Source organism: Frigoribacterium sp. MEB024, assembly GCF_000878135.1.
Lineage (GTDB): Bacteria > Actinomycetota > Actinomycetes > Actinomycetales > Microbacteriaceae > Frigoribacterium.
On record NZ_JXQZ01000057.1, the window covers coordinates 1 to 19,366 of the forward strand.

20 protein-coding genes and 1 pseudogene are annotated in these 19,366 nt (G+C 71.1%); 8 read left to right on the plus strand and 13 right to left on the minus strand.

All coding sequences use genetic code 11. The features are described 5' to 3' along the window. From SZ60_RS11385 to SZ60_RS17870, 12 genes and pseudogenes are all read right to left on the minus strand, one after another. Nucleotides 1–740, minus strand: a pseudogene (locus SZ60_RS11385) (hypothetical protein); the annotation flags it as partial. Nucleotide 741: 1 nt separating this feature from the next. Then, nucleotides 742–2,793, minus strand: a complete 2,052-nt coding sequence (locus SZ60_RS11390) for a flagellar biosynthesis protein FlhA (protein ID WP_043596049.1) — start codon at nucleotides 2,791–2,793, stop codon at nucleotides 742–744. Continuing rightward, nucleotides 2,790–4,085, minus strand: a complete 1,296-nt coding sequence (locus SZ60_RS11395) for an EscU/YscU/HrcU family type III secretion system export apparatus switch protein (RefSeq protein ID WP_043596052.1) — start codon at nucleotides 4,083–4,085, stop codon at nucleotides 2,790–2,792. Before SZ60_RS11395 ends, SZ60_RS11390 begins: the two co-directional genes overlap by 4 nt. Before the next feature lies 1 nt (nucleotide 4,086). Next, the gene (locus SZ60_RS11400; RefSeq protein ID WP_255349711.1) at nucleotides 4,087–4,839 is read right to left on the minus strand and encodes a flagellar biosynthetic protein FliR; all 753 of its coding nucleotides are present in this window, start codon (nucleotides 4,837–4,839) and stop codon (nucleotides 4,087–4,089) included. A gap of 9 nt (nucleotides 4,840–4,848) precedes the next feature. Then, on the minus strand, nucleotides 4,849–5,124 hold the full coding sequence (fliQ, locus tag SZ60_RS11405; RefSeq protein WP_043596053.1) for a flagellar biosynthesis protein FliQ: 276 nt from the start codon (nucleotides 5,122–5,124) through the stop codon (nucleotides 4,849–4,851). Next, nucleotides 5,124–6,161: a flagellar type III secretion system pore protein FliP gene (gene fliP / locus SZ60_RS11410; RefSeq protein WP_369700707.1), complete on the minus strand. Its 1,038-nt coding sequence runs from the start codon at nucleotides 6,159–6,161 to the stop codon at nucleotides 5,124–5,126. Before fliP ends, fliQ begins: the two co-directional genes overlap by 1 nt. Continuing rightward, nucleotides 6,158–6,754, minus strand: a complete 597-nt coding sequence (locus SZ60_RS16575; protein ID WP_052505349.1) for a flagellar biosynthetic protein FliO — start codon at nucleotides 6,752–6,754, stop codon at nucleotides 6,158–6,160. The genes fliP and SZ60_RS16575 overlap by 4 nt, the downstream gene beginning before the upstream one ends. 2 nt (nucleotides 6,755–6,756) lie before the next feature. Continuing rightward, on the minus strand, nucleotides 6,757–7,482 hold the full coding sequence (fliN, locus tag SZ60_RS11420; protein WP_043596054.1) for a flagellar motor switch protein FliN: 726 nt from the start codon (nucleotides 7,480–7,482) through the stop codon (nucleotides 6,757–6,759). Continuing rightward, nucleotides 7,479–8,426, minus strand: coding sequence for a flagellar motor switch protein FliM (locus tag SZ60_RS11425; RefSeq protein WP_043596070.1), 948 nt, complete (start codon nucleotides 8,424–8,426; stop codon nucleotides 7,479–7,481). The genes fliN and SZ60_RS11425 overlap by 4 nt, the downstream gene beginning before the upstream one ends. A 127-nt stretch (nucleotides 8,427–8,553) precedes the next feature. Continuing rightward, nucleotides 8,554–9,588 (minus strand): flagellar motor protein MotB, encoded by a 1,035-nt coding sequence (locus SZ60_RS11430; protein ID WP_082060087.1) that lies wholly within the window; start codon nucleotides 9,586–9,588, stop codon nucleotides 8,554–8,556. Next, the gene (locus SZ60_RS11435) at nucleotides 9,585–10,421 is read right to left on the minus strand and encodes a motility protein A (protein ID WP_043596055.1); all 837 of its coding nucleotides are present in this window, start codon (nucleotides 10,419–10,421) and stop codon (nucleotides 9,585–9,587) included. The genes SZ60_RS11430 and SZ60_RS11435 overlap by 4 nt, the downstream gene beginning before the upstream one ends. Nucleotides 10,422–10,423: 2 nt before the next feature. Next, nucleotides 10,424–10,831 carry a flagellar FlbD family protein gene (locus tag SZ60_RS17870; protein ID WP_082060088.1) on the minus strand — a complete coding sequence of 136 codons (408 nt, stop codon included), beginning with the start codon at nucleotides 10,829–10,831 and terminating at the stop codon, nucleotides 10,424–10,426. Nucleotides 10,832–11,073: 242 nt separating this feature from the next. Here SZ60_RS17870 and SZ60_RS11445 point away from each other — a divergent pair, with 242 nt between their 5' ends. The 7 genes from SZ60_RS11445 (at nucleotide 11,074) to SZ60_RS11475 (ending at nucleotide 16,588) form a co-directional block, all read left to right on the plus strand. Next, entirely contained in the window at nucleotides 11,074–11,361 is a 288-nt protein-coding gene (locus SZ60_RS11445; protein ID WP_156155590.1) for a hypothetical protein, read from the plus strand. Next, nucleotides 11,358–12,650: a hypothetical protein gene (locus SZ60_RS11450; RefSeq protein ID WP_043596059.1), complete on the plus strand. Its 1,293-nt coding sequence runs from the start codon at nucleotides 11,358–11,360 to the stop codon at nucleotides 12,648–12,650. Before SZ60_RS11445 ends, SZ60_RS11450 begins: the two co-directional genes overlap by 4 nt. 53 nt (nucleotides 12,651–12,703) lie before the next feature. Further along, a complete protein-coding gene (locus SZ60_RS11455) occupies nucleotides 12,704–13,318 on the plus strand; it encodes a hypothetical protein (RefSeq protein WP_156155591.1) in 615 nt (204 codons plus the stop codon). Nucleotides 13,319–13,701: 383 nt separating this feature from the next. Beyond that, complete coding sequence (locus SZ60_RS11460; protein ID WP_156155592.1) at nucleotides 13,702–14,565, plus strand: hypothetical protein; 864 nt, start codon at nucleotides 13,702–13,704, stop codon at nucleotides 14,563–14,565. Between the two features lie 45 nt (nucleotides 14,566–14,610). Continuing rightward, the gene (locus tag SZ60_RS11465; RefSeq protein ID WP_043596064.1) at nucleotides 14,611–15,201 is read left to right on the plus strand and encodes a hypothetical protein; all 591 of its coding nucleotides are present in this window, start codon (nucleotides 14,611–14,613) and stop codon (nucleotides 15,199–15,201) included. Nucleotides 15,202–15,565: 364 nt separating this feature from the next. Then, the gene (locus tag SZ60_RS11470) at nucleotides 15,566–16,204 is read left to right on the plus strand and encodes a YitT family protein (protein ID WP_043596074.1); all 639 of its coding nucleotides are present in this window, start codon (nucleotides 15,566–15,568) and stop codon (nucleotides 16,202–16,204) included. A gap of 114 nt (nucleotides 16,205–16,318) precedes the next feature. Beyond that, nucleotides 16,319–16,588, plus strand: a complete 270-nt coding sequence (locus SZ60_RS11475; protein ID WP_043596065.1) for a DUF4190 domain-containing protein — start codon at nucleotides 16,319–16,321, stop codon at nucleotides 16,586–16,588. Nucleotides 16,589–16,678: 90 nt separating this feature from the next. Here SZ60_RS11475 and SZ60_RS11480 read toward each other — a convergent pair whose 3' ends face one another. Then, nucleotides 16,679–17,311, minus strand: a complete 633-nt coding sequence (locus tag SZ60_RS11480; RefSeq protein ID WP_043596066.1) for a DUF4352 domain-containing protein — start codon at nucleotides 17,309–17,311, stop codon at nucleotides 16,679–16,681. Nucleotides 17,312–17,804: 493 nt separating this feature from the next. Between SZ60_RS11480 and SZ60_RS11485 the strand changes: the two genes are divergently transcribed. Then, nucleotides 17,805–19,175, plus strand: a complete 1,371-nt coding sequence (locus SZ60_RS11485) for a reverse transcriptase family protein (protein WP_052505350.1) — start codon at nucleotides 17,805–17,807, stop codon at nucleotides 19,173–19,175. The last annotated feature ends 191 nt before the right edge of the window (nucleotides 19,176–19,366 follow it).

A 19,366-nucleotide genomic window follows, 5' to 3' on the forward strand; every position in this document is an offset into this window, starting at 1 on the left:
AGGGCGTCGGCGGCGGCCGCGAGCGACGCCGCCGTCCGACGGGGAGCGGCCCCGTGCGGCGCGTCGGGGTCGGCGGCGTCACCGTCGGCGAAGGCGGTGGAGCCCGGGCCCGTCGCCGCGACACCGGCTCCGAGGCCGGCGGCGGCACCGGCGACGGGCGCGATGCCGTTGAAGGTGAGGTCGTCCATGATCGAGGCGAACGCGTCGGTGCGCGTCGAGACGTCGGCCGGGGACGCGACCGGCACCGCGCCTCCTGCGCTCGACGGCGGGGCCGAGGCCCCGTTCGCACCCGCCGCGGCGGCAGCGGCGCGGGCGGCCCGACGCGGACTCACGGGCACGGCCGAACCGGTCAGCACGTCGTCGAAGCCGTCGCGCGCGGGCGTCGCCGCCGTCGCGGCGGCGTCCCCCGCGGCCAACGACGCGGACCACGCGGCCCGGGCTGCCGGAGCCCCCGCCTGCAACGCGTCCTCGGCCTCGTCCGCCGACGCGAGCAGCGCCGCGATGCCCGCGCGCTCGGCCGGCACCGGCGTCGTGATGCGCACCCGGGCGACGGGCAGGTCGATCGCGGGGTCGGGCACCTCGACCGTGACCTCGTAGTGCTTGCGGGCGAAGAAGCCGCCGACTCCCCCGACGGTCACCTTCTGGGCCGCGACGATGCGCGCCGAGGCACCGTGGGTGGCCCGCACCTCGCGGCGCAGCGCGTCGAGCGTCTCGCCGGTCATGACGATCGTGGTCGGCATCTCAGGCCACGATCGAGTCGGTCGCGCGGACGACGCCGACGGTCTCGATGGTCGACCCGGCGGCGGTGGCCTCCTGGTACGACAGCACCGGCAGGCCGTTCTGCTGCGCCGACACGAGCCGGTGGATGGCCGGCCGCAACGCCGGGGCGCAGACCAGCACCGCGCTGAGCCCCTGGGCCTCGACCGACTGCACGGCCTCGCGCAGCGACCCGAGCACCTTCTCGACCCGGTGCCCGTCGAGCAGGATCTGCGTGCCCTGGTCGCTGGGTCGCAGCCCCTCGAGCATCGACTGCTCGAGGGTCGGGTCGATCATGATGACCCGCAGCACGCGGCCGTCGAGGTACTGCGCCGTGAGCGCGGGCCCCAAGGAGGCGCGGGCCGCTTCCACGAGTCCCTCCGGGTCGGTCGACACCTTCGCCCGCAGCGTCAGGCCCTCGCAGATCCGCGCGAGGTCGTTGATCGGGATGCGCTCCGACAGCAGGCCCTGGAGGACGCGCTGCAGCTCGGCGAGCGACAGCATGTTCGGCACGAGGTCGTCGACGGCCGGGGCGTTGACCTGCTTGACGCCCTCGGTCAGCACGCGGACGTCCTCGCGGGTGAGCAGTCGGGCGGCGTTGTCGGCGATGATCGACGACAGGTGCGTCACCAGGACCGAGACACGGTCGATCACCGTCGCACCCGTCATCTCGGCACTGTGGCGCATCTCGGCGGGCACCCACTTGCCGGCGAGGCCGAAGACCGGCTCGACCGTGGCCGTGCCGGGCAGGCCGTCGAGCGCGTCGCCGAGGGCGAGCACCGAACGGGCCGGGGCCTGGCCGCGGCCCGCCTCGACGCCCGCGATGCGGATCGAGTAGGTGGCCGGCGGCAGGTCGACGCTGTCCCGGGTGCGGACGGGCGGCACGACGATGCCGAGGTCGACCGCGATCTTGCGACGCAGGGCCTTGACCCGCCCGAGCAGGTCGTCCGACGCTCCCCCGACCATGTCGACGAGGTCGGGCGCGAGCAGGATCTCGAGCGCGTGCACCCGCATCTGCTCGAGCAGGTCGTCGGTCGTGTCGGTGGGGGCGACGACCGCCGCCTGCTGCTCCGCGAGGGCCGCGCGCGCCTCCTCGGCCTTGGCGGCGACGCCGAGCCGGTAGGCGACGAGCAGCAGCGCCCCACCGATCAGCAGGAACGCGACGATCGGCATGCCGGGGATGAAGCCCATGCCGATGGCGGCGGTCCCGGCCACGGCGAGCGCGATGCGCGACTGCCCGAGCTGTGACGCGGCCTGCGCGCCCATCTCGGTGTCGGCGCCCGAGCGGGTGACGATCATGCCGGTCGAGACGGCCATCAGCAGGGCGGGGATCTGCGTGGTCAGGCCGTCGCCGATGGTGAGCAGGCCGTAGTGCGAGAGGGCGTCGCCGATGGCCATGCCGTTCTGCAGCGCGCCGATCGCGATGCCACCCACCAGGTTGATGATGATGATGATGATGCCGGCGATCGCGTCACCCTTGACGAACTTCGACGCACCGTCCATGGCGCCGTAGAAGTCGGCCTCGGCGCTGACGTCGGCGCGACGCTGCTTGGCGACCTCGTCGGTGATGAGGCCCGCGTTGAGGTCGGCGTCGATGGCCATCTGCTTGCCGGGCATGGCGTCGAGGGTGAAGCGCGCGCCCACCTCGGCGACGCGCTCGGCACCCTTGGTCACGACCACGAACTGGATCACGACGAGGATCAGGAAGATCACCGAGCCGATGATGATCGAGCCGCTCACCGCCACGTGCCCGAACGCCGCGATGACGTCGCCGGCGAAGCCGTCGCCGAGCACGAGGCGCGTCGAGGCCACGTTGAGCCCGAGGCGGAACAGCGTCGCCACGAGCAGCAGCGACGGGAAGACCGAGAAGTCGAGCGGCTTCTTGACGAACAGCGTCGTCAGCAGGATCACCAGCGCCAACAGGATGTTGAGGATGATCAGTACGTCGAGCAGCGGCGCGGGCACCGGCACGACGAGCAGCAGCACGATGCCGACGATGCCGACCGGGACGGCGAGCTTGGGCAGGGTGGACTTCATCGGGTGCCTCCAGGGGTGGCGGGGCGGACGGAGCGGGAGAGCGCAGGAGGCGCGGTGCGGGACGGCGCGGAGGTCGCGCCGGTCGCGGTGCCGGCCGCGGAGGTCGCGGCGGCCACGGCGGTCGCGGTCTCGCGGGCGATGCGGAGGCGACGGGGCACGGCGTCGGCCTCGAGCGACTCGGGAGCCAGGACGCCGGCCACCTCGTCGGCCGTCGTGACGCGGGGCGGCGTGTGCGTGCCCTTCAGCGTGCCGCGGGCCTTGAGCGCCATGACGAAGGTGAGCACGCGGGCGACCGGCGTGTAGAGGTCGACGGGGATCTCGTCGCCCAGGCCGCAGGCGGCGTGGAGGGCTCGGGTCAGGGGGACGTCGACGACGAGCGGGACACCGTCGGCGGTGGCCTGCTCGCGGATGCGGGCGGCGACCGTGCCGGCGCCCTTCGCGACGACGCGCGGCGCCGACTTGCCGGGTTCGTACTTGACCGCCACGGCGTAGTCGGTCGGGTTCACCATGACGACGTCGGCGTCGGCGATGGCCCCGATCATGCGGTTGCGGCTCATCGCGAGCTGACGGGAACGCCGCTGCGACTTGACCTGGGGGTCGCCGTCGCTCGACTTGTTCTCGTCTTTGACCTCTTTCTTGGTCATGCGCGTCTTCTTGCGGTTGCGGCGCATGACGACGAAGACGTCGGCGAAGGCGAGCAGCAGGCCGGCCGCGATCGCGGCCTTGATCAGGATGCCGGTGCCGACCTTCGCCTCGGCGAGCACGGCCGAGACGCTGAGGCCGCCGCCGCTCATGAGCACGGGCATGAGGCCCTGGATGGCGAACCAGAGCACGAGGCCGACGACGGTCGTCTTGATCAGCGCCTTCGCGCCGTTCCACAGCGCCTGCGTGCCGAAGGTGTTCTTCAGGCCGTTGAGCAGGTTGAACTGCTCGTAGTTGCCGGTCATGCGCTTGATGTGCACGCCGCCCTGCACGATCGCGGTCGCGAGCACGGCCACGCCGACTACGGCCAGCATGGGTCCGATCGTGGCCCCCATCGAGCCCGCGCCCTGCATCAGCTCGGTGACCACGGTCGCCGAGTCGGGGTGCGTGATGGCCTGGCGGATCGAGAACATCTGGTCGACGCCCGCCGAGGAGGCGCGCTCGATGGTCGAGGGGATCATCACGGCGGCCGCGCCGACGCCCACCCAGGCGCTGAGGTCCTGCGAGCGGGACAGCTGGCCCTTCGAGTGGACCTCTTTCATCCGCTTCTCGGTCGCGGCCTCGGAGCGCTCGCCGGAGTCGTCCGCCATGTCAGCCCACCCCCAGCAGCACGTCGGCGGCGTCGCCGGTCAACGAGGCCACGACGCCGGGCAGCGCGAGGAAGACGCCGCCGGCCAGCATGACCGTCATGAGGATCTTGAGCGGGAAGCCCATCGCGTAGGCGTTGAGGGCCGGCGCGACGCGCGAGAGCAGTCCGAGGCCGACGTCGGCGAGGAACAGCACGACGCAGAGCGGCCCGGCGATCTGGATGGTCGAGAGGAAGAGCTGGCTGACGCCGGTCGTCAGCAGCTCGACCGGACGGGAGAGGTCCATGCCGAGGCCGAGCGGGACGGCGTCGAACGACCGCGTGAGACCACCGATGATCAGCTGGTAGCCCCCGGTCGCGAACATCAGCGCGAGTGCGGTCATCTGGAACAGCCGGGTGAACTGGGCGCCGTTGACCATCGACTGCGGGTCGAACGCCTGGGCGAGCGTGAAACCGCCGAAGAGGTCGATCAGGCTGCCGGCGGCCTGCACCGCGCCGAAGGCGACGAACACCAGGAACCCCAGCACGGCGCCGACGACGAGCTCGAGCACGAGCGCCATGACGAACGGGCCGGTCTCGAGCGAGACGTAGCCGGGGGTGACGCGCGGCGCGACGGCGAGCGCCAGCCCGATGCCGAGCATGGCCTTCACCCGCGCCGGGAACGCGCGGTACGAGAACGGAGGCGCGATCACGAGGAACGCAGTCATGCGCACGGCGGCGAGGAGGGTGGCCTCGAGCCAGCTGAGGTCGAACGACACGACGTGCCCTTACCCGCCGCTGAGCAGCTGGGGGATGCGGTCGAACACCATGGTCGTGAACGACACCATCTCGCTGATCATCCAGTGGCCGGTGACGATGAGCGCGATGCCCACGGCGACGGCCTTCGGCACGAACGAGAGGGTGACCTCCTGGATCTGGGTGATCGACTGCAGCAGCGAGATCGCGAAACCGACGACGAGCGACGTGATCAGGACGGGCGCGGCGAGCTTGCCCGTGATGATGAGGGCTTGCATCGAGAGGTCGAGGACGGCGTTCGAATCCATCAGGCACCCACCTGGTAACTCTCGATGAGGCTCTTGATGATGAGACCCCAGCCGTCGACGAGGACGAACAGCAGGATCTTGAACGGCAGCGAGATCATCACCGGCGGCAGCATCATCATGCCCATCGACATCAGCGCGGCGCTGACGACGAGGTCGATGACGAGGAAGGGGATGAAGATGACGAAGCCGATGATGAACGCGGCGCGCAGCTCGCTGATCATGAACGACGGGATGAGCGTCAGCATGGGCACGTCGGCCTGACTGTCGGGGTTCGGCTGGTTCGCGGAGCGGGTCATCAGCGCGAGGTCCTCTTCGCGGGTGTGGGCGAGCATGAACTCGCGCAGCGGCGCGATGCCGGCGTCGATCGCGCCCTGCAGGTCGAGGCGGCCGTCGAGGTAGGGCTGCACGGCGTCCGTGTTGATGTGGGTCAGGATCGGAGCCATGATGAACAGGCTCAGGAACAGGGCCAGCCCCGCGAGCACCTGGTTCGGCGGGATGGACGGCAGCGCGAGCGCGTTGCGCGTCATCGCGAGCACCACGAAGATCTTCGTGAACGACGTCATCATCAGCAGCAGCGCGGGGGCGACGCTCAACAGGGTGATGCCGATCAGGGTGACGACGGCCTGGCTGGGCGCCCCGTCGGGGCCGTTGATGTCGATGTTCAGGCCGCCCGAGCCGGTGCCGTCGGACGTCGTCTGGTCGGTGTCGGTGAAGTCGGTCGGTGTCGTCCCCGTGGTGCCCTCGGTGCCGTCCGTGGCCGGGGCGGTGGGCGCGGTGGGGGCCGTCGGCGAGACGGGTGCCGCGTTGGCCTGCTGACCGATCAGCATCACGAGGGCGGACGCCACGACGAGCGCGAGCAGCGTGACGACGACCGCACGGGCGAACCGCGTGTCGGCGAAGCGCACGGGCACGGCCACCACCGAGCGGCCCAGGGGGGCTCCGTGCAGGCCGTCGCGCAGCGTCGGGCGGACGAGCCGGCGCAGAGCGGACGCGAAGGAGGGGCGGGTCGGGGACGCGGACGACCGGCGGCCGGTCATCCGGCTCGTCCGCTGCGCAGGGCCGCGGCCGCCTGACGCCAGGTGTCGGGCGCGAGGATCGAGCCCTCGATCGACTTGGCGGTGCGACCGCGACGACGCGCGTCGAGGTCCCGAGGACGCGCGACGGAGGCACGACGGGCGGCACCGCGGGGGCGCAACAACTCGGCGGGCGTCGCGTCCGCCGGGCGGGCGGGCAGCTCGTCGCGGGCCGCGGCGTTCTCGGCGGAGAGGACGGACGCGAAGGCGACGGGCGCGATCGACGTGACCCGCGCCTCCTGCGCCTCCGGCCCGGCCTCGGCAGCCGTGGGCTCGGGGACCAGCGTCAGGGCACCGACGTCGACCGGGCGGTCGGCGGCGGCCAGGACGGTCACCGACGACTCGGTCACGCCGAGCACGAGGCGCTCGCCCTCGACGTCGACCACGACGACGCTCGCCTTCGCGCCGACGCCCTGGCGGGCGACGACGGAGACCTGCGACGTGGCACGGGTGCCCGCGCGACCGCCCTTCACCAGGCGCTTCTGCAGCACCCAGAGCAGGGCGAGGACGACGCCCAACGAGAGGACGACCCGCAGGCCGACGACGACGGTGTCCACGATCAGGCGATGCCGTCGGCGACGTCGAGGATCTTGGTGATGCGGACGGCGTAGTCCTGGTCGACGACGACGACCTCGCCGTGAGCGATCAGGCGGCCGTTGAGCAGCACGTCGGCGGGGGCACCGGCCGAGCGGTCGAGCTCGATGACGGCCCCGGGCTCGAGGCCCAGGACGTCACGGACCGACATGCGGGTGCGGCCGATCTCGACCGTCAGCGCCATCTCGACGTTGTTGATGCGACCGAGGTTGCCGGTCGACACCCCGCTCGAGGCCGGCACCACCGGCGACGATCCGCCGATCGTGCCGGTCTCGCGCAGGCGCAGGGCGAACCAGCCGGCGGGCTGGCCCGCGGCCGTCAGCTCGAAGACGACGGTCTCGGGATCGGCCAGCAAGGCGTCGGCCGACTCGCGGCGGCTCTCGCCGAGCACGCCCGTGCCGAGCACGCCCGTCGCGGCCTCGAGCGCGGGACGCAGGACGTCCGAGACCGAGACCATCGGGTTGTCGGTGCCCGCGGCGGCGGCGAGCTGGTCCATGTCGGCCAGCACGACCGCGGTGTCGGCCGAGACCGACCCGACGAACGACGTGACCACGACGGACGAGCCCGCGAGGCGGAGGCCGTGCGCGGAGGCCGGGTCGACGGCCACGGCACGCAGGGGCGTGGGCGTCGGCAGCTGGGCGACCAGCGCCTCGACCGCCGCGGTGTGCAGGGTGATGGTCGTGCCGGTCATGAGGTTCCTTCTTCGGTGCCGGTCAGGGAGGTGGAGACGACGATGCCGGCCAGACGGGAGCCGGCGGCCCCGACGGCGGCGCGGCCGACGGGCTGGCCGTCGACGCTGATCTCGAGCGGGCGGTGCTGCGGGTGGGGCAGCGGCAGCAGGTCGCCGACGGCCAGCCCGAGCACGACGCTCGGCAGCACCGCGGCGGGGGCGAAGGTCAGCGAGACGCCCACCGGGACCGAGGCCAGCTGGGCGCCGAGCAGGTCGCGGGCGTCGGCGGCGTCGATCGTCGGGTTGGACTCGCCGAGCTGCGACAGCAGGACGTCGGCCGGGATCGCGACCGTGCCGGGCGCGACACGCTCGCCGACGCGGATCTCGAACGAGGCCACGATCATCAGGTCGGACTTCTGCGCGGCCTGGGCGAACTGCGAGTTGTACTGGAACCCGCCGACGCTGATCGGGTCGGCCAGCATGGTGCCGAACGAGTAGCGCAGGTCGTCGAGGGCGTCGTCCATCAGGCGGCGCACGAGGGCCTGCTCGATGGGCGTGAAGGTGCGTTCGGGCAGGCTCGCCGGCTTGGCGGCCCCGAGCATGTGGCTGACCCAGGTGAGCGCGGCCGACGACGGGAACTGGATGACGGCCTTCGCCGAGACGCCCTCGAGGGAGCAGAGCACCATCGCGGTGGTCGCCGGCAGCGACGAGGCGTACTCGTCGTAGGTGAGCATCTGGACCTGGTCGCAGGTGACCTGCGAGAGCACCCGGACCTTGGCGGTGAGCTGCGTCCCCCACTGCCGGGCGAAGGTGTCGAAGGCCAGTTCGAGGACGCGCGAGTGCTCGCGGGCGAGGGTCGTCGGACGGCGGAAGTCGTAGACCTCGACGGTCTTCTGCGGGCGCGTCGACGAGCCGACCGTCGCGGTCGGCGCGCTGCTGCCCGTCGGGGCGTCGAGGAGTGTCACGGACGGAGCTATCGGCCCGCCCCACCTGAGCGTTAGCCCAGGATCGGTCGTACCCCCCGGACTGGGTTGCCGTCGTCGAGCCCGGGGGCCGTGGTCGCGCTGCCGGGCCGGAGGGGCCCGGCGGAGGTCAGTGGCCCGACGACTCCTCCTTCTTCTCCGTCTTCTTCTCGGTCTTCGTCTCGGCCGCGGTGCCCGCCTTCGACGTGTCACCCGCCTCGGCCGTGGTCGAGGTGTCGGCCGCCTGCTGGACGGCGGGGTTGCGACCGTCGGTCACCGCGCCTCCTGCGGCCGCCGCCGCCTGCTCGAGCTGCGGCAGCAGCGCGCTCACCGAGTCGGACTGGTTCGACAGGACGACGATGTCGACCCGACGGTTCGACGCGAGGTCGGCGTCGGTCGTGCCGGTGCTGAGGGGACGCGACGAGCCGAAGCCGACCGACTGGATGTGGTCGGCGCCGACGCCGCCGCGTTCGACCAGGTCGCGCAACACCTGTGTGGCACGGGCGGAGGAGAGCTCCCAGTTGGTCGCGAAGGGCGCGGTCGAGCTGCGCTGGTCGGCGTGGCCCTCGACCGAGACGTCGTGACCCGAGGTCTTCAGCACCGGCCCGATGGCGTTCATGACGTTGACGGCCGTGCCGCTGAGGTCGGCGCTGTTCGTGCCGAAGAAGGTCTCGGAGCCGATCAGGCGGACGGTGAGGCCCCGGGCGTCGACGGCGAACTCGACGTCGGCGCTGAGCCCCGAGCCCTCCAGGTTCGCCGCGATCGCGGCCTTGATGGCGGTGAGGTCGTCGAGCTCACCCTGGGCCGCGACCGTGGCGGCGGCGGCCTGCTCGGCGGTCTGGGCCTCACCCGAGGCGGCCGCCTTGCTCAGGTCGGTCTCGTCGCCCGACGAGTAGCCCTTGCCCTCTTTCGTCACGTCGGCGGCGTTCACGACGGTGCCCGAGGCCGTGTCGACCTTGCCCACGTCGGTCTGGCCGAAGCCGGTCGCGAGCGAGTTGCGCAGGGCGATGTACTTGTCCTGGTCGACGTTCGACATGGCGAACAGCACGATGAACATGCACATCAGCACGGTGATCATGTCCATGTACGAGGCCATCCAGCGCTCGTCCGGGTGCTCGTCCTCGGCGTGCCCCTTCTTCTTGCGTCCACCACGTGCCCCGCTCATGCGGCCAGCCCCTGGTCGTCGCCGCCCTTCTTCGCGCCGGCCTTGGCCTTGCCGGCCTTGCCGCCCTTGCCGTCGCCGCCGTCGAGCGCGTGCGTCGGCACCATGGCCTTGAGGCGCTCGCCGAGGAGGCGCGGCTGGCTTCCCGCCTGGACCGCCAGCACCCCCTCCATCAGCAGCGTCATGCGCAGCTCGTCGAGGTCGGCCAGCTTCTTGAGGCGTGCACCGAGCGGCAGCCAGAGGAAGTTGGCGGTCAGCAGGCCCCACAGGGTCGCGACGAAGGCCGCGGCGATCATGTGGCCGAGCTCGTCGGGCTCGGCGAGGTTCTCGAGCACGTGGGTGAGGCTGACGACCGTGCCCACGATGCCGACCGTCGGGGCGTACCCGCCGAGGCTCATGAAGAACTTGCTGGCCGTGCGGTCGGCGGCGAGGCGGGACTCCATCTCGTCCTCGAGCAGGATGCGCAGCTCCTCGCCGTCGGTGCCGTCGGCGATGTTCTGCAGGGCGCCCTTCATGAACGGGTCGTCGAGCTTCTCGGCCTCCTGCTCGAGCGAGAGCAGGCCCTCGCTGCGGGCCTTCTCGGCGAGCGACACGACGCCGTCGATGACCGACTGCGGAGGGACGACCTTGCCCGTGAAGGCGCGGGTGATCTTCTTGAAGCTGAGGATCGCGTCCTTGATCGTCGTGCCGGCGATGCCGACGCCGATCGTGGCGCCGAAGACGAGGATGATCGGGGCCGGCAGCAGCAGCCCGGCGATGCTGACGCCCTCGAGCTGGATCATGCCGAAGAGGGCGCCCAGCGCGAGGACGATGCCGATGATCGTTGCGGGATCCACGGTCAGCGTCCCTGCGTGGTGTCGGCCGCTGCGGCGGGCGCGGTCGGCACGGTCGGGGCGGTCGGGGTGTGCACCGCGGGAGCCTGCACGGCGGGACGGAACTCGGTGACGCGACCTGCGCCTCCTGCACCCGACGAGCCACGGACGATGCCGAGCTGCGGGCCGGTCGAGGTGCGGTTGCCGAGGGCCTGGCTGGCCGGCGCGGTGGCGGACGGCTCGTCGTAGGCGAGCGAGACGATGCGGGCCCGGTAGCGGGCGATCATCTCGATGACCTCGGCCATCGGCTCGGTCACGACGTACTTGGCGCCGTCGACCATGATCAGGACCGTGTCGGGCGTCTCGTGGATGCGCTCGATGAGGTCAGGGTTGACAGCGAATCTGCTGTCGTTGAGTCGCGTGACGACGATCATCGGCCCGTCCTAGGTCTGTGTCTCCTGCCGCCATCCGTGGGGCAGGTGTCGCTGCTCGTCCTGAGCGGCTACGGGTGACTATCGGCCGGGGGTGGCGGGGCGTTAGGTGCGGGTCGTCGGCCGATCCGCCCGTCTCCGGGGGGCACAGGGGTCGTCCACAGGCAGGTCACGGCGGGCCGAACAGTCGGTATGGTGTGTGACATTGCTCATATCGAAGAGGGGGATCTGCCGTGGCGCCGTACATGAACATCGATCTGGAGGTGCTGGCCGCGTTGGCCCGCGACCTCCAGACCCTGCACACCGACCTGTCGTCGGGCAGCGCCGGCGCCGCGGGTGACGGCATCGGCTCGCCTCGCCTGCAGCAGGCCGTCACGGCGTTCGCCGACGACTGGGCGATCGCCCGGGGCCGCATGCTCGAGTCGATCGCCGCGGTCGGCGCCATGTCCGAGGGCGCGGCGAAGACCTTCACGCAGGCCGAGGACGAGCTGGCTGCCGCGCTGGCTCCGACCGATACGGCAGGTGTGGCATGAGCCGCCCGTGGGACTGGAGTCCGCTCGACCTGGCGTCCGACCCCGTGCCCGGTGACCCGACCGACATCCGGTCGTCGGCGACCTCGGCGCGTGCCACGGGCACGTCGATCGAGACCCAGTCGAGGCGGCTGCGTCGGTTGGCGAAGGCCGAGGGATGGGACTCCGAGTCGGGCCGCACCTTCACGACGTCGGCCGAACCGCTCGCGGACGCGATCGACAAGGCGAAGCAGCGCTACCTCGACCTCGCGACGACGCTCGACACCTACGCGGACGGCCTCGAAGAGCTCCAGCGCCAGGCGGACGCCGCACGCCTCGACGCCGACGAGGCGAAGGAGGCGCGGCGCACGGCCGACACGTTCGTCGTCCCCGGCGAGACCGACCCGTTCGAGATCGACCGGCAGGAGGCCGCCCGGACGCGGGCAGTCGACCTCGCCGACACCGACCTCGCGGATGCCAAGGCGGTCATCACCCGCCTGGTCGGCACCGGGGGCGACACGGACGGCGAGTACGGCGCCCTCAACGACCAGGCGATCGCCGCCATCCGACTGGCCGGCGACGACGAGCTGCGCGACACCTGGTGGGACGGGGTGAAGCAGGTGGTGCACGACGCCCGCGGGGTGCTGGGGGCGATCAAGGACGTCCTGAACGCGCTCGGGCCGGTGCTGGCGGCGGTCGGCCTGTTGGTCATGCTGTTCGGCGGCCCCGTCGGGTGGATCATCGCCCTGGGCATCGCAGCAGCTGCAGCCACGCTTGCCATCACGTCAGCGCAAGCGCTCGCAGGTGATGCGACGAAGGAAGACGTCATAGCCGACCTGGTCGGACTCGGCATGGCCATCGTCGGCTTGCAGTCGCTGAACGCCATGAAGTTCGCCGTGGCTGGTGCGACACGGAGCGTTGCGTCGTCCTCGGCGAGCCGAGCCGGGGCAGCCCGAGCAGGATCGGTCCCTGCGCGGAAGGTCGAGACGGCGAGGAAGACCGCTGAAGAGGGCGCTCGAAACGGTGTCTTCCGAGCTGCCGACGAGGCCGGACAGAAACCCTTCGTGGTACTGGTCGACGGCCTCCTGACGGGCGGGTGGGCCGAACTCTCGGCCGTGATGAAACTCGGGCCCGGGGGCGCGCTCGCCGCACAGATGGAGACGATGGGCCTTCGTTGGGCCGTGACCGGAGGAGCTGCCGGTGCCTACAGCCTCGTAACGGAACTGCGGCAGATGACGACGGTGGTGCCTGGCCTGCTCGACGGTACGTACTGGGAAGACAAGAAGACGAGTGTCCAAGTGGGGTCGCTGTGACGGAATTCGGCTACAGGATGACCATGCCCCCCGCGTGGCGTCGAGCCCGATCGGTGGCCGAAGCCTCGACACTCAGCGAACGCATGGCGGCGGAAGCCGCAACACGCGAGCCCGGACGTGACAGCGGGCTCGCCGCCAGGCGACGCCGCGAGCTGGCACAGATGCTGGCGACGAGGTGCGCGGCTGCCTTCGAACGTGGAGCATTCGAGCTGTTCCTCTTCTGCGGACCTTCGCGGACCGGCATCCTTCCGATGACCTTGGCCGTGTCGCTCGTCCATACCGGAACCACGCTCAGTTGCGACGAAATCGAGCGAACCCTGCGGGATGCCGTGTCGACGCACACCGGGGCGCGCCTGACCTTCGAATGGCGGTCGATGCCGGCCGGCGACGTCGCCCGACGACTGGTCCGAAAAGAAGTGACCCATGGTCAGTGGCGGAGTGAGGTCGAAGACACACTTGCCCAGTTCGGCAGGACGGCCGCCCCATCGCCGGCTTCTGGCGACCTGCCTGATGTCACGACGGCACAGATCACCTTCGCTGTCCGCGTCCCGCAGTCGACCGAGACCGTCATGCTGTTGATCTTCGACACATTCGGTCCCAGTCCAATCGGTCCGTACCTGGCTCACGCGGATCGCATCGTCGAGACTTTGGAATGGGTCGAGTCGTGAACCCCGCCGACGTCGTCAAGTCGTCTTCAAGCCCGTTCAGCAGGGCCGATCGAGGTTTTCACTCGTTGCGGTGGGATCACGACCGAACTCTGTGGGCTGATGCGAAGGATGGGAGATCGCTTCGATTGACGGATTCCTCGAGAATCCGCCGTCTGGGTTGGGCTGATCAATCGGACCACCCTTTCTTCTTCCGGCACGCAGGCCCGGAGGGCGTTGCCTGGATCGAAACCGCGGACCAGCTGCTCGTTTTCCCCCTCGACCAGTGGTGGCCCGGGCACTCGGTCGCTGATCCAGCTCGGATGCTGGCGAGCTCAGGTTTCGAAAGCCTCTTCGAGAGAATCGGAAAGGCACCCAGTGCCTGGTCGCGCCTGAAGACCTCCCCCATGATCAGCCAGCCCGAGGTGCTCCTCGTGTCGCCTCAAGTCGAACGACGACGAATCAGGCTGGCACAGATCCAAGTCGCGGTTGCCCTGAGCGCCGGGCTGTCCTACGTGGCCGTCTTGACCCTCACCATCACGGCCTTCTTCAACGAAGCCGTGCGTCCTTTCGCATGGCACCTGGGTGCCATGTCGAGCGTGTGGTGCGCCTCGACCGCTGTCGCGGCCACATTGCCGGCTCTGGCGTGGACCCGCCGTTCACGACACCTGGTCACCAACCCGTCCGCGAGCACGACGCTCGCCACCGACAAAGGGGCCGTCATGTTCTGGCGGACGGATGGGCACCTCGGCGTTCGCGATGCCGTGGGCGTAGAGACACGATTCCGCCTCGGTCAGACCGAGGGCGACCGTCAGCGCCGCGACGCGTTGATGCAGTTTGGCTTCCTACGGGACGGCTCGGTCGCTCTGTTCGACTGCACACGGCAGCCGAGGGTCTTGGTCCGCCCGTCACGGCGACATGCGTTCGATCTCCAGGCACTGAGTGTCTTCCTGGAATCGGCAGGACTCTCCAGAACCGAGCTCACTGAGGACGACCTCGAAAGTTCGAGAGAGCTGCCGCCTGTGGGTGGCACATCAGACGGACGCCAGGCCATTCTCGGCGCCGGCCCTTGGCGGACCCCGACGCTGGTGACCACAGTCCCGGCCGCTTTCATCATGGGCAGCATTGCTCTGCCGCTAGCCGTCGGACTGGTCGACTCGCTCGATGCCGACCCGATCTGGGCCGTGTTGGCCATCGCCTCGACCGCACTCTTCGTCAGCACCTACATGTCGATCGCAGCGTGGGCGCTTTGGCAAGACCGACTCCGCTGAGCCCCCACGTACCCACCACAACCCGCCCGAACAGAAAGAACAACGATGACCGCCACACCCCTCATCACCGGAGCCACCTACCGACCGACGTGGTCGCACTTCTGGGCGAAAGCCAAGGGCCGGCTCTTCCTCATACCCCTCGCGTTCGTGATGGGCTGGTACCGGCTCGGAGAATCGGTCGTCCCGTACTTCATCGTCCTGCTGGTGGTGATGGCGGCCGGCCTGTGGGTCTACCTCCGGACGACGAGCATCACCGTGACCGAAACGGCGGTGGCCCGGCGTTGGTGGGGACGCACCACGACCGTCGAGTTCGACGGCTCACAGCGCGGCATCCTCTGCATGCTCAACTTCGGCGTGCAGAACCTCGGCTACCTCGCCGTCCGGGACGGCAAGGGCCGCCGACTCGTCCTCACCGAGGCCAACTGGCCCGGAGAACAACTGCTCGAGATCGCCCAGCACGCAGGACTCACGATCATGCCCGCCGATCAGGTCTTCTCGGGCAAGAACGCCGCCACCATCGTGCCCGGCGTCGTCCCACTGACGTCCCGACGTCCGGTGCTCTGCGCCCTCGTGGCGCTCGCCGGCCTGATCGCCGTCATCGTGCCGATCGCGATGGTGACGGCCGGCGCAGCCTGATCGCTCCGGAAGGACACCGCCGTGTGGACGAGACACCGCGGCATGCGGCGGCGCCACGTCCACTCGACGGTGCAGCAGCCTGAGCGGCAGGCGCGCGGCGCGTCACGTGCGCGAAACAGGGGGCTGGCAGGATGTGCCGGTGACCCACGAACCCCTCGACGAGTCGCGCCCCGGCACCACCCCCGCCGCCCGCGCCGACGACGTCACCCGCACCTCCTCCGCCACCCCGACCGCGAGCACGTCCCGCGCCGCGAGCGCCGAGCGGAACGCCGTCGACAGCGACGACGGGCCCGCCCCCGAGTCCTCCCCGGCCGGCCTGCCCGACGCCGCGACGCCCGATGCCGCCGCACCGGCCCGGCACGGCATCGACGACCCGGCCCTGACCGGCTCCATCGAGACCGTCGACGCGAACAAACACACCCTCGCCGAGAACGTCATGGGCGTCGTGACCGGCGTCTTCCTCGCCTCGTTCGGGCTGTTCCTGCTGAAGACCAGCGGCGCCGTCTCGGGTGGCACCGCCGGTCTCGCCCTTCTCACCAGCTACGCCACGGGCTGGACCTTCGGCGTGCTGTTCGTCCTCGTCAACGTGCCGTTCTTCGCGCTCGCCGTGTGGAAGAAGGGCTGGCCGTTCACCCTGCGCACGGTGTTGACCGTGGTCATGCTGTCCGCCTTCTCGTACCTGCACCCCCTGATGTTCGACATCGACGGCATCAACCCGATCTACGGCACCCTCGCCGGCAACCTGCTCGTCGGCGTCGGCCTGCTGATCCTCTTCCGGCACGGGGCGAGCCTCGGCGGGATCAACATCCTCGCCCTGGTGCTGCAAGAACGCGCCGGGCTGCGTGCCGGCTACGTCCAGATGGGCTTCGACGTGGTCATCGTGCTGACCTCGCTGACCGTCGTCTCGCCGTGGATCGTACTGCTCTCGGCCCTCGGCGCCGTCGTGCTGAACCTCGTCCTCGCGATGAACCACAAGGCCGGCCGGTATGTCGGCCACACGTGATCACAACTTTCTGCCAGACTTCCGTGCACGACCGGTCTGTTTGAGGCATTCTCGTCTCGAAGCGGTCGATCTCGTCTTGCACGTCCCCGGACGTCACACCACCTAGGAGTACTCATGTCCAACAACACCGCCATGCCCCAGTCCGCCGGTACCGCCGCGGGCTACAACGTCCTCGCGATCGTCGGGTTCATCCTGGCCTTCGTCTTCAGCCTCGCCGGCCTCATCGTCAGCCTGATCGCCCTGTCGCAGATCAAGAAGACCGGCGAGCGCGGCCACGGCCTCGCCCTGGCCGGCGTGATCCTCAGCGCCGTCTTCCTCGTCGTGGGCATCATCGTCAGCATCGCCGCGTTCAGCGCCGGCATGGCATCGGTCCAGACCTACTAGGTCGATCGACCCCGGCACACGAGCCGGGGAGCACAGGAGGCGCGGTGTCTGCAGAGCAGGCACCGCGCCTCCTCGGCGTCCGGGCGGGACTCAGCCGGCCTCGACGAGCGGCACCTCGGCCGACGACGCCTCGATGGCGCCGTCGTTCGCCGCGGCACGCTCGTACTTCAGGAACAGTTCGTCCTGCGGGTGCTTCAGCTCGAACGAGATCCAGCCCGCAGCGCTCTCGCCGTGGCCGACCCGCGACAGCACCTCGTACCCGGCCGACGCCATGTCGTCCTCGTACGTGTAGTTGGAATGGTCGGTGGCGACCCCACCCGAGGTCGTGAGCAGACCGAAGTCGTTCTGGCTGACCGACGCGTAGTAGGTGCTGCCGGCCGTGACGGCCAGCTTGACGAGGACGACCTCAGCCCCGTCGCGGACCGGTTCGGTGCCACCCTCGACCGAGAAGTTCCGCACCACGTCGGTGACCTCGACGGTGTGACCGAGGGGCGCGTCGCTGATGGTCTGCGGAGTCACGGCGTACTCGCGCGGGTCGGGCCGCGGCGTCTCGGTCGGCGTCGCCGGGAGGGTCTCACGGACCGCGGCCCCGACGGCGGGATCGACGCTCTCGCGCGAACCCCCGCCGGGGGCGCACGCCGCGAGCAAGGACAGGGACAACGCCCCGAGGGCGACCGCCGAGACGGTTCGGTGACGGACGGACGGGGAGAGGGGTCGTGGCATGGGCCGGCTTTCGATCGGAGGGCAGGAACGGCGATCGGGGCGCTTCCGGTGAACATATCAGTATCGGGATGGTCTCCGGCGAGGGATGTCCACCCCTGGGGACGAGCGCTCGGGTGCGCCCCTCAGCCCTCCGGGGGATCGCGGACGTCGGTGGGCGCCGTTAGCGTGTCGGCATGCGACGGTGTCTCGGCGAGGTGGACGGCACACGCGTCGTGCCTTCCTCTCCGGGGATACCCCGGGGCACGCAGATCGACCACGGCACCGCTCCGCAGGCCGGTGACCGCGCTTCGCGCGGCTCGCGGCCCGCACCGATTCACGAGTCGCCGAGGCACCGCCGCATCCACTCGCCCGCCTTCGCCGTGCCGACGCCCACGTCACGCCCGGCCCGCCGGGCTCGCGCGGCTCGCACGGCTCGCACGGGCACGACCGCGAGGTGCCCGACCGACGGTCGGACGCCCACCGGCCGGACGCCCATCGGTCGGGCGGGCACCGCGTGAGCGTCCGCTCCCCCGCCACCGCCGCGGTCGCACACGAGCCCGACCCGGGCCCCGACGCCGTGGCGACCGCGCTTGCCGACACCCTGCTCGGCGCGGAATGGTCGGTCCGCGGGCTCTCCGCGGCGGCCGGCGAGGCGATCGACGGCCCGTCCCGCTTCTGGCGGCCCCTGGCCCGAGGCCTCGTCCGCACCCTTCCGCGAGCACCGCACGACGACCCCCGCACCCTCGCGGCCCTCATCCGCCGCGACCCGGCCTTCACCGAGGCGGTGGCCGAGGCGGGCGCGCGCGGCCGTCCGCTGCGCATCGTCCACCACGTGCCCGTGACGCAGGAGGCGCGCTCGGCCGACCCGCGCCTCCTGCGTCTGGGCACCGTGGCCGACGTCGCCCGGCTGCTGCACCTGACCGTGGGCGAGCTCGACTGGTTCGCCGACCCCGGCCGGTGGCACCGCCGCGTCGAACGCGGCCCCCTGCAGCACCACCGGTACGAGTGGCGGGCACGGCCCGGACGCACGCCGCGGCTGCTCGAGGTGCCCGGCTTCCGGCTGCGCGACCTGCACCGCGTCGTGCTCGACGAGGTGCTGGCCGCGGTGCCGCTGCACGACGCGGCACACGGCTTCGTGCCGGGGCGCAGCGCGGTCACCGGGGCCCGTCGCCACGTCGGCCGCGAGGTCGTCATCGCCCTCGACCTGACCTCGTTCTTCGCCCGGGTCACCGCCGGGCAGGTGTTCGGTGCCCTGCGGCGCGAGGGACTGCCCGATGCCGTCGCCCACGTGCTCACCGGGTTGTGCACGACCTCCGTGCCGCCGGGCGTGCTCTCGCGCATGCCCCCCGGGGGCAGCCCCGAACAGCGCTTCGCCCTGCGTCACGCGCTCGCCGCCGCGCATCTCGCCCAGGGCGCGCCGACCTCACCCTGCCTCGCGAACGTCGCCGTCCGCCGACTCGACTCGCGGCTCGACGGGTACGCCCGGGCCGCCGGTGCGACGTACACGCGCTACGCGGACGACCTCGCGTTCAGCGGCGACGCGGCGTTCGCGGCACGGGCCGACGCGTTCGTGCGGGGGGTCGGACGCATCGTCGGCGACGAGGGACACGAGCTCAACCCGACCAAGACCCGGGTGCGCGGGGCGGCCACGCGACAGGTCGTCACCGGCGTGGTGGTCAACCAGGGCACGAACACGGTGCGCTCCGAGTACGACCGGCTGCGGGCCGTGCTGCACAACGCGGCCACCACCGGGCTCGAGGCGCAGAACCGGGCCGGGCACCCGGACTTCGCCGCCCAGTTGTGGGGGCGCATCGGCTGGGTCGAGCAGCTCAACCCCGAGCGCGGGGCCCGGCTGCGCGCCGCGTTCGCGCGCGTCACCCGGTGACCGGCACCGCGCCTCCTGGGGGCGGGCCGTCCGACGACAGGGGCGCCCGACGACAGGGCCGCCTGACGGCAGGGCCCACTGACGGCAGGGCCGACTGACGACAGGGCCCACTGACGACAGGGCCGCCGGACGACGGAACGGGCGGGTTCGTCGTGGGCGGGCGTCCGACGACGCCCGCCGCCGACGAACCC

Excerpts from the sequence above, each read along its gene's own strand:
- SZ60_RS11465 (WP_043596064.1), top strand. The coding sequence starts at position 14,611 with ATGACCGCCACACCCCTCATCACCGGAGCCACCTACCGACCGACGTGG.
- fliP (WP_369700707.1), bottom strand. The coding sequence starts at position 6,161 with ATGACCGGCCGCCGGTCGTCCGCGTCCCCGACCCGCCCCTCCTTCGCG.
- SZ60_RS17870 (WP_082060088.1), bottom strand. The coding sequence starts at position 10,831 with ATGATCGTCGTCACGCGACTCAACGACAGCAGATTCGCTGTCAACCCT.
- fliN (WP_043596054.1), bottom strand. The coding sequence starts at position 7,482 with ATGACCGGCACGACCATCACCCTGCACACCGCGGCGGTCGAGGCGCTG.
- SZ60_RS11480 (WP_043596066.1), bottom strand. The coding sequence starts at position 17,311 with ATGCCACGACCCCTCTCCCCGTCCGTCCGTCACCGAACCGTCTCGGCG.
- SZ60_RS11460 (WP_156155592.1), top strand. The coding sequence starts at position 13,702 with ATGATCAGCCAGCCCGAGGTGCTCCTCGTGTCGCCTCAAGTCGAACGA.
- fliQ (WP_043596053.1), bottom strand. The coding sequence starts at position 5,124 with ATGGATTCGAACGCCGTCCTCGACCTCTCGATGCAAGCCCTCATCATC.
- SZ60_RS11475 (WP_043596065.1), top strand. The coding sequence starts at position 16,319 with ATGTCCAACAACACCGCCATGCCCCAGTCCGCCGGTACCGCCGCGGGC.
- SZ60_RS11450 (WP_043596059.1), top strand. The coding sequence starts at position 11,358 with ATGAGCCGCCCGTGGGACTGGAGTCCGCTCGACCTGGCGTCCGACCCC.
- SZ60_RS11395 (WP_043596052.1), bottom strand. The coding sequence starts at position 4,085 with ATGGCGGACGACTCCGGCGAGCGCTCCGAGGCCGCGACCGAGAAGCGG.
- SZ60_RS11430 (WP_082060087.1), bottom strand. The coding sequence starts at position 9,588 with ATGAGCGGGGCACGTGGTGGACGCAAGAAGAAGGGGCACGCCGAGGAC.
- SZ60_RS11390 (WP_043596049.1), bottom strand. The coding sequence starts at position 2,793 with ATGAAGTCCACCCTGCCCAAGCTCGCCGTCCCGGTCGGCATCGTCGGC.
- SZ60_RS11445 (WP_156155590.1), top strand. The coding sequence starts at position 11,074 with ATGAACATCGATCTGGAGGTGCTGGCCGCGTTGGCCCGCGACCTCCAG.